Source organism: Lysobacter sp. Root983, from assembly GCF_001429345.1.
GTDB lineage: Bacteria > Pseudomonadota > Gammaproteobacteria > Xanthomonadales > Xanthomonadaceae > Lysobacter.
The window spans coordinates 181,460-193,809 of record NZ_LMJO01000017.1; the positions used below are offsets into that span (position 1 = coordinate 181,460).

The window sequence follows — 12,350 nt, forward strand, 5'->3', positions numbered from 1 at the left end:
CCGCGCGTATGAGCCGCACCAAGCTGTTGTTGATCGCCCTCGCCGTCGCGGCCCTGGCCGCGGCGGTGCTGGTGGCGCGCTCGCGCGAGGCTCGCGCGAGCGTCGCCGCCGTCGCGGGCGCGCAGGCCAGCCCGACCGACGCCAGGCAAGCCGCGCTGCTGGCCACGCCGCAAGCGCGCGCCTATCGCGATCGGCAACACTTCCGCGACCAGGCGCAGCGCTACTTCCGCGACGCCGCGGCACTGAGCGCGGCCGAACGCACGCGCCAGGCCCAGGCGCTGGAACAAGACGTCGACGCCTACGAGCGCGCCGGCGAACTGTCGGCCGGCGAAACCATGCTGCTGCGCGTGGCCCTGATCCAGGCCACCGTGCCCGACCAGGCCGAACAGATGCGTCAGGTCGAAGCCATGGCGACGCGCTACCGCGCCATCGCCGACCAGCGCAACGCGCAGTGGCTGGCGCAGCAACGCCAGGACCAGCGCTTCCAGTCCTACAAGCAGCGCGAGGCCCAGGTGGTGGCCGAAGTGGCGGCGCTGATCAAGATCCCGGGCGGCCTGACCCGCGACGAGTACCTGCGCCAGCGCCTGCAGACCGAACGCGAACGCGCGTATCGATAGCGTCGCGGCGCGCGATGCTCCACACGCGACGACACTCGTAGGATGCGGTAAGCCGAAGGCGCACCGCATCGCCCGACGCGAGCAGCCCAGCACGCAGCGATGCGGCTATCAGCGCATCCTGCGAGACAGGCTCACTTGACCTTGGATATCCCCAGATAGGCGTAACCGGCCGAGATCGCCAGGCCGATCCAGGACTGGCCGTACGCCACCAGTTCCTTAGGCAGGGTCGGATTGCGGTCCAGCCCCAGGATGAAGGCGTACAGGCCCACCGAGGTCCATACCAGCATGCAGACGATAGAAATCGACGACTGCATGATGGACTGCCAACTGCCTGGCGTTTGCGAACGCACGCCCAGCAAGGAGGGCACGTCGCCCGGCTCGGCGATGGCGAGCTGCGCGATCACCAAGGCCGATACCAGTCCTGCGATCCAGGAGAAGGCTTGCGACATGGCCGGGGTGAAACCGCAGTTAGGCTCGTCGGTTTCGCAGTTCGCCGTCACTCCGTAGCGGAAGAAGATGTAGACGTAGAGCGAAAGCAGGATGATCACGATCGGCGCACCGAACCAGGCGCGCGCATTGCTGTTGTCTGCCATGTCCTTTCCCCTGTATTGGCGCGTCGCGCCAAATCCCGGCCAAGTCCTTCGCCGGCGCGCAAACACTGTGGCGCGGGTGCTGCGTCGTCAAGTCGCGGTGCAACACGCGCCCCAAGCCGGCCCTCGCCTGGGCGCGCCTGCGGCCGCGTCGTATACCGTGCGACAGCAAGACCAGCTCGACACGCCGCTGCGCGACGACCCGCTTCGCCCAAAAAAACGGCGCCCGGAGGCGCCGTCAATGTGTCGCACATTCCCAGGGAAGCCTTACCAACCGAAACCCACACCCACGCCCGCCGAGCTCTCCGAGCTGCTGAAAGCGCCGCCGAAGGTCACCGTGGCGCGTTCGCTGATCGCGCGCTGATAACCGATCGACAGAGCCTGCTCGCCGTTCTGGAAGCCCGCACCGACCGCGACGCGGTTCTTGGTGTGGATGCCCGCGGCGGAGGTCGCCATCTGCACCATCGCCGCGGTCATCGCGCCGGCGCGATCGATGCGACGATCGGTGCGGTCGAAGCCCCACTGCATGTCGCTGCGCAGGTCGTCGATCGCCACCATCGGCGCCGCGATCGCCTGGGCGAAGCGGGTGTCGGTGTAGGTGTTGGCGGTGCGCAGCGTAGCCACGTCGCCGGCGTCGGCGTGCGTGTTGGCGGCGTTGAGCGTGGCCGCGTCGCCTGCGTCGGCGTGTGCGTTGGCCTGGTTCAGCACCACCGCGTTGTTGCTGGTCACGCGCGAGTCGGTGTAGTTGTTGGCGCTGGCCAAAGTGCCCGCCGCGACCGTGTCGGTGTAGGTATTGGCGCTATTGAGCGTGGTGGCCGCCACCGTGTCGGTATAGGTGTTGGCGGCGTTCAAGGTGTTGGCCGCGACGGTGTCGGTGTAGGTGTTGGCCGCGTTCAAGGTGGCGGCGTTGCCGTCCTGCAACTGAGTCAGATTGACCGCGTCGGTGCCCTGGGTGCCGGCGGCGACGTTGGTGATCTGGCGTTCGTTGCCGGTATCGCCCACCGACACCGTGTTGGCGCGGTTGGCGTTGGAGCCCGCGCCCAGGGCGACGCTGTTGGTGGCGCTGGCGTTGCTGCCCTGACCGATCGCGGTCGCGTTCTGCACGGTCGCCTGCGCGCCGTAACCGAACGCGCTGCTGCCGATGCCGCTGGCGACGCTGCGGCCGCCGAAGGCGCTGGACTGGTCCGCGGTGGCCTGCGCGCCGCCGCCGTAGGCGCTGGATTCCAGGCCGCTGGCGGTGGTCACTTCGTCCGGATCGACCACGCCGTCGCCGTCCTTGTCGACCCAGCCGCCGTTGGCGGTGGCGCCGTCGGCGCTGGCGACGCTGTGCGCGCCGGTCGCGGTGCTGCCCTTGCCGCTGGCGGTGGAACCCGCACCGTTGGCCGTGCTGGCGTCCCCCGAGGCGACCGAACCGCTGCCGCTGGCGCTGCTGAGCTCGCCGCTGGCGATGGCGTTGTAGCCGTGTGCGGTGCTGCCCAGGCCGCTGGCTTCGCTGAAGGCGCCGGTGGCGGTGGCGTTGTCGTTGGTCGCACGTGCGCCGGCGCCGCTGGCGCTGCTGAACTGGCCGGTGGCTTCGCTGGCGGTGCCGGTGGCGGTGGCGAATTCGCCGCTAGCGTTGCTGCCGCTGCCGGAGGCGGTGGCGCCAAAACCACCGGCCTGCGCGCCCTGGCCCACCGCGGTGCTCTGATCGCCGCCGGCGTTGCTGTCGGCGCCCACCGCGGTGCTGCCGGTGCCGCTGGCGGTGCTGGCCGCGCCTACCGCGGTGCTGCCGTCGCCGCTGGCGGTCGCGCCGCTGCCGCAGGCGGTGGCGCCGCCGCCGGCCGCGGTCGCGCCGCCGGTGGTGGTGCCGCCCAGGCCGTCGTCGAGCAGGCAGGGTTCGCCCGCCATCGCGGTGGCGGGCAGGGCCAGCGCGAGCAACAGCGCGGACGACAGGAGCGTGGAGTGCATCTGCTTCATTGCGTTCCCCCTAAGGAATCGATTGGATGGGCCGTGCAACGCGGCCCGTACCGGTATCTGAGAAATCGCCGGGCCCGTTGCCGGGCCCGGCGAAGTTAGCGAGCCAACGTTACGGCGTGACCGTCAGCGTTACGCGCGCGGCGACCTTGGGCTTGACCGGGTCGTTGCTCGCCACGCAGATGTAGCCCACGTGCGTGCCCGCGCTCAGGCCGGCCGCGTTGAGCTGCACTTGGGCGTTGTTGCCGACCGCGCCCGGGTTCACGCGTCCCATCGCGCTCACCGGTGCACCGATCCACGGCGCGCCGCAGGCGTTGGACGCGCCCACGTTCCAGGCCAGGCCCGCGAAACCGGTGGCCGCGGTCCAGGCGCCGGCGCCGGCGGTGGTCACCGTGATGGTGCGGAACACGGTGTCGCCCGTGTTGGAAGCGAACCACACCCAGCGGTTGGCGAAGCTCGAACGCGCACTCACCACCAGCCAGTAACGGCCCGGCAGCAGATCCACGTTCTGGCCGGCGGTGGTCAGGTTGAGGCCGATGTTGGCGCCGGTGATGGTCACGCCGGCGGCGGTCGGTGCGGCGGTGTAGCTCCACACGGCCACGCCCGGCGACGCTTGCGGATTGCCTTCCGGATTGCCGCCGCTGTCGCGGAACAAGGTCCAGGTCAGGCTGGTCGCGGTGGTCGCCAAGGGCTGACCGCTGGACACGAAACCTTCCGTGTACAGCGTGACGATGCGCGTGGCCTCGGTCACGGTGAAGTCGTCGGCGCTGAACTGCGCCGCCGAACCGGCGGTCGCCGGATCCGTGTACGTGGTGGCGCGGAAACCGCTGCTGACCGCGCCGCGCGGCGCATCCAGCAAGGTGCGCAGGCCCTGCCCGGTGTTGTCGATCGTGTAATCCAGACGCGAACCGCCGAGGTTGTCGATACGGAAGTTGGCGAAACCGGTACCGCCCACGGGCAAGGTCGCCGCGATCTGCAGCGGGTTGAGCGCGATCACCGGCGGCGGCACGGACACCGCCACGGGCAGGCGCAGGGTCGGCTGGTCGAGCGTACCGATCGAGGTCGGGGTCAGCACCAGGGTGCCGAAGTTCCAGGAGCCGTCGGCCGGCAACTGGTAGCTGTTGACCGTGACCTTGACCGCCTTGCTCTCGCCCGGATTGAGGGTGAACAGCGCCGGCGTGATCGTGCCGCTGAGACCGGTCAGCTTCACCGTCCAACCCTGGCGCACCGTCTGGGTGTTGCGGAAGGTACGCGTGAACACGCAGCGCTCCACGCAGCGCGCCTTGGCCAGGCTGGGCTGGTTGAGGTTGGCGAGGTCGCCGCCAATGGCCGGATCGGCGGCCAGGTAGTTGGCGCGGATTTCGTTGAGCACCAGACCGGCACGCAAGGCGAGGTCGACGCGCAGACGGCCACCGCCGCGATCGAACGGCGTCGCCGGCGTGATCGAATCCTCCTTGAACACCTGCTGCTCGGCGGTCATCACCAGCGCCGACTTCACTTCCGGCACGGTCCAGGTCGGACGCGCCTGACGCAGCAGACCGGCGGCGCCGGCGTGATGCGGCGACGCCATCGAGGTACCGCTCATCAGGCCGACCGCGTTCTCCGAACCGCTGATCGCGGTGCCGGCGACCACCGCCAGGATGTTGACGCCGGGCGCGGTGACATCGGGCTTGAGCAGATCGTAAGTGCCGGCCGGACCGCGCGAGCTGAAGTCGGCGAGCACGTCGGGCGTGTTCGGGATCGGCAGCACGCTGATGCCGGCGGTGCCGGGGTTGCCGGCCAGGAAATCGCGCACCGCGTTGGCGTCGGTCTGCAGCATCGCGAAGCCGGGGATGGTCGCGCCGGTCATGGTCGGGATCAGGCCGCCGGCGGCGTTGTTGGCGATCACCACGGCCACCGCGCCGGCGGCGGCCGCATTGCCCGACTTGATCGTGAACGAACAGGTACCGCGGCGGATCACCGCGATCGCGCCGGCGAAGGTGCCGGCCGGATACGCGGCGCAGCCGTCGTCGACGGTGTCGATGCCCGGGCTCACGCGCAGCGGCGTGGTCGGCGCAATCGAAGCGGTGAACGCGACGCCGCCGGTGCCTTCGTTGAGCACGATCGCGCTCAGCGCGGCCGGCACGGTGCCGGGGCCGGTGACCTGCAGGACCGGATTGAAATCCTGACGGCCGTGTTGCGCCGCCGCGGTCGAACCGGTCCAGGGCTCGAGGTGGCCCATGGTGTTCGGGCCGGGGCCACTATTGCCGGCCGAGGTCGCCACGTAGATGCCGGCGTTGACCGCGTTGAGGAAGGCCAGCGAGACCGAATCGCTCCACGGGTTTTCGCCGCCGCCGACCGAGAAGTTCAGTACGTCGACGATGCCGTCGGCGACCGCCTGATCGACCGCGGCGGCCGACGAGGTGTTCGGGCACAGGCCGCGACCGGTGGCCGTGTTCGTGTAGCACACGTCGTAGGCGATGATGTTGGCGTGTGGCGCGACGCCGGAGATCAGGCTGTTGCGGCCCTTGAAGTTCACGGTGCGGAAGTTGCCCGCCGTGGTCGCGGCGGTATGGCTGCCATGGCTGTTGGTGTCGCCGAAGCCCGGTTCCTCGCGGATATTGGGCGCGCCGCAAGTGTTGCCCGGTGCCGCGCACACGAAGTCGTAGCCGCCGATCAACTTGTCGTTGCAACGCCCCGCATCGACGCCGCCTGCGGCGCAGGTGCCCAGGTAGTTGCCGGCGCCCAGCGGATTGACGTGGGTGTAACCCTGCTCATCGGTGGCCGCGAACGAAGGGCTGCCGAAGTTGATGCCCGAATCGATGATGCCGACCACCACGCCCTCGCCCTTTACCGGGCTGGTCGGCGAATTCCACAACTGCGGCGCGCCGATCAGGGTCGGGCCGACGTCGGTGTCCTGCTCGTACTCGCGATATTCCTCGACGAACTGCACCTCGGACAGGCGCTGCACCTGCTGCGCCTCGGCCTCGCTGAGGTCGGTGACCACCGCGTTGAGCGCGTGCTGCATGCGGCGCTCGATCCGCAACGGACGACCGATCGCGGCGGCGATGCCGGCCTCGTGCTGGCGCTGCGCGCCTTCGAGGTGGCGCACATAAGCGCGGGCGCGCGAACTGCGCACATCGACGCGGCCTTCGCCAGCCGCGGTCGCGGCGGCGCGCGCCATCTGCGGCACGCCGGGCTGGCCCACCATGCGCTCAGGCGCCGGCAAACCCTGGACCTCGCCACGGTAGGTCGCCAGCGGCGCCTCGCGGTAGACCACGATGTACTTGCGGACCTGCTGCTCCGGCAAGTTGTTGTTGGCGCCGGCATTGGCCGGCGGCGCGCCGCCGATCGGCGCACCGGCGTCGGATACGCCGCCGCCGAGCATGACGGTGGCGCCGGCGATCGCGGCCAGCGCACCCAGCGCCAGCCCGATCGTCCATCGGTTGAATCGTATAGACATTGCAACGTCCCCTAGTGCGATGACCGCAAAGCGTTCGCCCACCGGCCGGCGCGATCGCCGGGCCCGGCAGGCCCAATTGGGAGTTCTCGTCTTGCTTATGCGGAGCCGGAACAGCCGCGCGTACGCAGGCCTCTCCGATGCGCCGTCCGGCGCCTTCCCCCAGCGCCGACCCTAACCATAACGGCGACGGATACGGATTGCCCTACCCCATTAGGCACATTGAAATCACGGGCCTGGCACCCGGAAGGTGCCCCAGGGATCAGAATCGAGACCCAGGCACCACGCGCTGGCGGCCCGCTACCCCGTGGCTAGGCCCGCGGAGTGCCTCGCCAGGGCCCCACCCCACCCCGGAACGCCAGCAGATACACCGCCACCGCCCAAGCCGTGGCCACCGACCAGCCGGCGAGGATGTCGGAGGGGTAATGCACGCCCAGGTAGACCCGCGACAGGCCGACCAGCAGGACGAAGGCGGCCGCGATCACCGCCACCGGCCAGCGCCAGCGGGTGCGCCAGGCCAGCAGGGTCAGCACGCAGGCCAGGGTCGCCGAGCCCATGGCGTGGCCGCTGGGGAAACTGTAGTTGTGCTCGGGCGCGATCGATTCCCACAACGACGGCCGGTCGCGCGCGAACGCTTGCTTGGCGGCGATGTTGAGCAGGGCCGAGCCGCCCAACGCGATCGCGGCGTAGGTGGCCTCGCGGAAACGCCGCAGCAGGCTCAGCGCCAGCACGAACGCGATATCGAACGGGACCACGCCGTAGAGATAGCCCAGCTGGCTGATCGCGACGAAGAAGCGGTCGTAGCCCTCGCGCGCCAGCGAATGGGCGAATTGCAGGATCGGTACGTCGAACGGAATGATGTCCTGCTCGTGGATCTCGTCGGCCAACTCGACGAAGGCCCAAAGCGGCAGCAGCAGGCCGGCGAACACCAGCAGCAGGCGCAGGCCGTGGCGGCGCAGGAAGGCGACGCCGAAGCGGGCTTCCTGCTTCAGCGCGGCATCGTGGAGCGGCGGCTCAGGCACCCGCTGCGCGAGCGCCATAGTTGCGGTCGACGTAACGGTCGATCAGGTCGACGAACTCGTCGGCGATGCGTTCGCCGCGCAGGGTCACGGTCTTCTCGCCGTCCTCGAACACCGGCGCCGATGGCGCTTCGCCGGTGCCCGGCAGCGAGATGCCGATGTTGGCGTGACGCGATTCGCCGGGGCCGTTGACCACGCAACCCATCACCGCCAGGGTCAGGTTCTCGGCGCCTGGGTGGCTGATCTTCCACTCCGGCATCTTCGCGCGCACATGCTCCTGCACCTTCTGCGCGAGTTCCTGGAAGAAGGTGCTGGTGGTGCGGCCGCAGCCCGGGCAGGCGGTGACCATCGGCGTGAACGCGCGCAGGCCCATGGTCTGCAGCAGTTCCTGGGCGACGATGACTTCGTTGTTGCGCGACTGGCCAGGCTCGGGCGTGAGCGAAATGCGGATGGTGTCGCCGATGCCTTCCTGCAACAGCACGCCGAGCGCGGCGCAGGAAGCGACGATGCCCTTGCTGCCGATACCGGCCTCGGTCAGCCCCAGGTGCAGGGCGAAATCGCCGCGGTTGGCGAGCTCGCGGTAGACCGCGATCAGTTCCTGCACGCCGCTGACCTTGGCGCTGAGCACGATGCGGTCGGCCGGCAGGCCGATCTCGACCGCGCGCTGGGCCGAGTCCAGGGCCGAGCGGATCAGGGCCTCGCGCAGCACCCGGCCGGCGTCCCAGGGTTCGGCGCGGGCGTGGTTCTCGTCCATCAGGGTCGCCGCCAGGGCCTGGTCCAGCGAGCCCCAGTTGGCGCCGATGCGCACCGGCTTGCCGTGCTTGATCGCGAACTCGATCAGGGTCGCGAACTGGCTGTCCTTCTTCTTGCCGAAACCGACGTTGCCGGGGTTGATGCGGTACTTGCCCAGGGCCTCGGCGCAGGCCGGCTCGGCGGTGAGCAGTTGATGGCCGTTGTAGTGGAAGTCGCCGATGATCGGAACCTCGATGCCCATCATCGCCAGCTTGTCGACGATGCGCGGCACCGCCGCGGCGGCCTCGACGGTGTTGACCGTGACCCGCACCAGCTCCGAGCCCGCGCGCCACAGCTCGGCGACCTGCTTGGTGGTGGAGGCGACGTCGGCGGTGTCGGTGTTGGTCATCGACTGCACCACCACCGGCGCGCCGCCGCCGACCTCGACCGCGCCGATGCGGACGCTGCGGGTCAGGCGACGCGGCAAGGGGCCAAAACCGGGATGGGCGCAGGGCAAGGGAGCGTCGGAATTCATGCCTCTATTGTAAAGCCGGGATTTGGGATTGGGGATTTGGGATTCGTAAGGCATAGAGGCGCCCCAGCTTTAACGAATCCCGAATCCACAATCCCGGCCCTAAAAGCAGTACGGTATCGGGCCGTAACGCCCGCCCGAACATGAACGCCGCCGCGCCCGACCACGTCCTCTCGCCCAGCCAGCTCAACGCCCTGGCGCGCAATCTGCTGGAGGACACCTTCCCGCTGGTCTGGGTCGAGGGCGAGCTGGGCAATCTGTCGCGGCCGTCGTCCGGACATCTGTACATGACCCTCAAGGACGCACGCGCGCAGGTGCGTTGCGCGATGTTCAAGCCCAAGAGCAGCTGGCTGAAGTTCGTCCCGCGCGAGGGTCTGCGCGTGCTCGCGCGCGGCCGTCTGACCCTGTACGAGGCGCGCGGCGATTACCAGCTGGTGCTGGACCACATGGAGGAGGCCGGCGAAGGCGCGCTGCGGCGCGCGTTCGAGGAACTCAAGGCGCGCCTGAGCGCCGAGGGCCTGTTCGACCCCGAACGCAAGCGCCCGCTGCCGCGCTACCCGGCGCGCGTGGGTGTGATCACCTCGCCCAGCGGCGCGGCGGTGCGCGATGTGCTCAGCGTGTTCGCGCGGCGCTTCCCGCTGATCCAGGCGGAGGTGCTGCCGGTGCCGGTGCAGGGCGAAGGCGCCGCGGCCCAGATCGTGAGCATGCTGCAGCGCGCGGCGGCGTCCGGCCGCTACGACGTGCTGGTGCTGGCGCGCGGCGGTGGTTCGCTGGAAGACCTGTGGGCCTTCAACGACGAGCGCCTGGCGCGCGCGATCGCGGCCTGCGAGGTGCCGGTGGTCTCGGCGATCGGCCACGAGACCGACTTCAGCCTGTCCGACTTCGCCGCCGACCTGCGCGCGCCCACCCCCTCGGTCGCGGCCGAACTGATCGCGCCGGACCGCGACGAACTGCTGCGCCGCCTGCGCCAGCTCGACGCGCGCCTGCGCAACCTGCAACTGCAGCGCCTGCGCCAGGCCATGCAACGCGCCGACCGCGCCGCGCTGCGGCTCAACGCGCTGCGGCCGCAGGCGCGCCTGCAGGCCCTGCGCCTGCGCCAGGCCGAGGCGCTGCGCCGGCTCAGCGCGGCCTGGCAGCGCCAACTCGAACGCGAACGCGCGCGCCTGCGCCACGCCGATGCGGTGCTGCGCGCCAATCACCCGCAACGCCGCATCGCGGCCCTACGCGAACGTCTGAGCGCGCTCGCGCCGCGCCCGCGCGCCGCGATGGCGCGCCGGCTCGCCCACCAGGGCCTGCACCTGCGTGGTCTGGCACGCTCGCTGGAAGCGGTCAGCCCACTGGCCACGGTCGCACGCGGCTACGCCATCCTGCAGCGCGAGGACGGCCAGGTCGTGCGCAGCGTGTTGGATGCGGCACCGGGCGACCGCCTGAGCGCGCGCGTCCAGGACGGGCGGCTGCGGGTGAAGGTCGAGGGCGGGGACGACGGCGCGGCCGTCTGAGACGCGGCTCGATACGCGTTGCGCCGCAAACGGGATTCATCGCGGCTGACGCCGCTCCCACAGCGGCGGTACCGGGAACCAGGGGCTTACGCAGGCCCCGCCGCAGCGCCGCAGCTGCGCCTGTGGGAGCGGCGTAAGCCGCGATAACGCCGCCTCGCACCGACGATGGCGTCAACGGCCGACGCCCCTACCCACGCGACGCACCGTTCCGCCCAAGGCGCCCCGCCATCGCCCATCGCTAACACGATCTGAGCGAGGATCGCAGGACTCGGGCGCAGCCCACCACGGAGTCCCGCATGACCAAGGCGTCCGATCTGTTCGTCGCCGCGCTCGAAGCCGAAGGCGTGGAGTACGTGTTCGGGATTCCGGGCGAAGAAAACCTGGACCTGCTGGAATCGCTGCGCACCTCCACGATCAAACTGGTCCTGACCCGTCACGAGCAGGCCGCCGGTTTCATGGCCGCGACCTACGGCCGCCTCACCGGCAAGGCCGGCGTCTGCCTGTCCACCCTGGGCCCGGGCGCGACCAACCTGGTCACCCCCGCCGCCTACGCCCAGCTCGGCGCCATGCCGATGCTGATGATCACCGGCCAGAAGCCGATCAAGACCAGCAAACAGGGCCATTTCCAGATCGTCGACGTGGTCGACACCCTGCGCCCGCTGACCAAGTACACCCGCCAGATCGTGTCCGCCGACGCGATCCCGGCGCGCGTGCGCGAGGCCTTCCGCCGCGCCGAGGAGGAGCGCCCCGGGGCCACCCACCTGGAGCTGCCGCAGGACATCGCCGCCGATCCTACCGAGGCCCGGCTGATCCCCGCTTCGTACTCGCGCCGCCCGCTGGCCGAGGACAAGGCCATCGCGCACGCCGCGGCCGCGATCATGCGCGCGCGCCATCCGCTGCTGATGATCGGCGCCGGCGCCAACCGCAAGACCACCGCACGCCAGCTGCGCGCCCTGATCGCCAAACTCGGCATCCCCTTCTTCACCACCCAGATGGGCAAGGGCGTGGTCGACGAAACCGACCCGTTGTGGCTGGGCAACGCGGCATTGTCCGATCACGACTTCGTGCACCGCGCGATCGACGCCGCCGACTGCATCGTCAACATCGGTCACGACGTGATCGAGAAGCCGCCGTTCTTCATGCGCGAGGGCCGGCGCACGGTGATCCACGTCAACTACGCCAGCGCCGAAGTCGACGCGGTGTACTTCCCGCAGATCGAAGTGGTGGGCGACATCGCCAACGCGGTCTGGCAGCTGTCGGAGGCGATCGCGCCGCAGCCGCACTGGGACTTCGCCTTCTTCGACCGCGTGCGCGCCGCGATGGAAGCGCAGATCGACGAGCGCAACGCCGACCCGCGCTATCCGCTGGTGGCGCAGCGCCTGGTCGCCGACGTGCGCGCCGCGATGGGCAAACGCGACATCGTGTGCCTGGACAACGGCCTGTACAAACTCTGGTTCGCGCGCGGCTATCGCTGCCGCCGGCCCAACACGCTGTTGCTGGATAACGCGCTGGCGACCATGGGCGCGGGCCTGCCCTCGGCGATGGCGGCGCGCATCGTGCATCCGGACCGGCGCGTGCTGGCGGTCTGCGGCGACGGCGGCTTCATGATGAACTCGCAGGAGCTGGAGACCGCGGTACGCCTGGGCCTGGACCTGACCGTGCTGGTGCTGCGCGACGATGCCTACGGCATGATCAAGTGGAAGCAAGCCCACGAGCGCTACCCCAGCTTTGGCATGGACCTGGGCAACCCGGATTTCGTGAAGTACGCCGAAAGCTACGGCGCGCGCGGCCACCGCCCCGCCAGCAGCGACGAGTTCCTGCCGCTGCTGCGACGCGCGCTGGACGCGCCCGGCGTCGACCTGATCGAAGTGCCGATCAACTACGCCGACGACGACCGTATCCTCAACGAAGACATCCCGCGCCTGAGCGCCGCGGTGCGCTGAGCGCCGACGCCCACCACCTCCGTACG

8 protein-coding genes are annotated in these 12,350 nt (G+C 70.1%); 3 read left to right on the forward strand and 5 right to left on the reverse strand.

Annotation, left to right across the window (positions count from 1 at the left end; all coding sequences use genetic code 11):
• The first annotated feature begins 8 nt into the window (after positions 1-8).
• The gene (locus ASE43_RS16575; protein ID WP_082607340.1) at positions 9-617 is read left to right on the forward strand and encodes a hypothetical protein; all 609 of its coding nucleotides are present in this window, start codon (positions 9-11) and stop codon (positions 615-617) included.
• Positions 618-748: 131 nt separating this feature from the next.
• On the opposite strand, the gene ASE43_RS16580 is transcribed toward ASE43_RS16575, so the two are convergent.
• The 5 genes from ASE43_RS16580 to ispG form a co-directional block, all read right to left on the reverse strand.
• A complete protein-coding gene (locus ASE43_RS16580; protein ID WP_056173564.1) occupies positions 749-1,210 on the reverse strand; it encodes a hypothetical protein in 462 nt (153 codons plus the stop codon).
• A 264-nt stretch (positions 1,211-1,474) separates the two neighbouring features.
• The gene (locus ASE43_RS16585; protein ID WP_057161259.1) at positions 1,475-3,163 is read right to left on the reverse strand and encodes a YadA-like family protein; all 1,689 of its coding nucleotides are present in this window, start codon (positions 3,161-3,163) and stop codon (positions 1,475-1,477) included.
• Positions 3,164-3,272: 109 nt separating this feature from the next.
• Complete coding sequence (locus ASE43_RS16590; RefSeq protein WP_057161260.1) at positions 3,273-6,602, reverse strand: S8 family serine peptidase; 3,330 nt, start codon at positions 6,600-6,602, stop codon at positions 3,273-3,275.
• Positions 6,603-6,910: 308 nt separating this feature from the next.
• Positions 6,911-7,639, reverse strand: coding sequence for a phosphatase PAP2 family protein (locus ASE43_RS16595; protein WP_082607341.1), 729 nt, complete (start codon positions 7,637-7,639; stop codon positions 6,911-6,913).
• Positions 7,614-8,885 (reverse strand): flavodoxin-dependent (E)-4-hydroxy-3-methylbut-2-enyl-diphosphate synthase, encoded by a 1,272-nt coding sequence (gene ispG / locus ASE43_RS16600; RefSeq protein WP_057161261.1) that lies wholly within the window; start codon positions 8,883-8,885, stop codon positions 7,614-7,616. The genes ASE43_RS16595 and ispG overlap by 26 nt, the downstream gene beginning before the upstream one ends.
• A 140-nt stretch (positions 8,886-9,025) precedes the next feature.
• Here ispG and xseA point away from each other — a divergent pair, with 140 nt between their 5' ends.
• Entirely contained in the window at positions 9,026-10,381 is a 1,356-nt protein-coding gene (gene xseA, locus ASE43_RS16605) for an exodeoxyribonuclease VII large subunit (RefSeq protein ID WP_057161262.1), read from the forward strand.
• 296 nt (positions 10,382-10,677) lie between these two features.
• Positions 10,678-12,324, forward strand: coding sequence for an acetolactate synthase large subunit (locus ASE43_RS16610; protein WP_057161263.1), 1,647 nt, complete (start codon positions 10,678-10,680; stop codon positions 12,322-12,324).
• Positions 12,325-12,350 lie beyond the last annotated feature (26 nt).

Bases quoted from the DNA above. Each gene is read 5' to 3' on its own strand.
- ASE43_RS16590 (WP_057161260.1), bottom strand. From the start codon at position 6,602: ATGTCTATACGATTCAACCGATGGACGATCGGGCTGGCGCTGGGTGCG.
- ASE43_RS16595 (WP_082607341.1), bottom strand. From the start codon at position 7,639: ATGGCGCTCGCGCAGCGGGTGCCTGAGCCGCCGCTCCACGATGCCGCG.
- ASE43_RS16580 (WP_056173564.1), bottom strand. From the start codon at position 1,210: ATGGCAGACAACAGCAATGCGCGCGCCTGGTTCGGTGCGCCGATCGTG.
- xseA (WP_057161262.1), top strand. From the start codon at position 9,026: ATGAACGCCGCCGCGCCCGACCACGTCCTCTCGCCCAGCCAGCTCAAC.
- ASE43_RS16610 (WP_057161263.1), top strand. From the start codon at position 10,678: ATGACCAAGGCGTCCGATCTGTTCGTCGCCGCGCTCGAAGCCGAAGGC.
- ASE43_RS16575 (WP_082607340.1), top strand. From the start codon at position 9: ATGAGCCGCACCAAGCTGTTGTTGATCGCCCTCGCCGTCGCGGCCCTG.
- ispG (WP_057161261.1), bottom strand. From the start codon at position 8,885: ATGAATTCCGACGCTCCCTTGCCCTGCGCCCATCCCGGTTTTGGCCCC.
- ASE43_RS16585 (WP_057161259.1), bottom strand. From the start codon at position 3,163: ATGAAGCAGATGCACTCCACGCTCCTGTCGTCCGCGCTGTTGCTCGCG.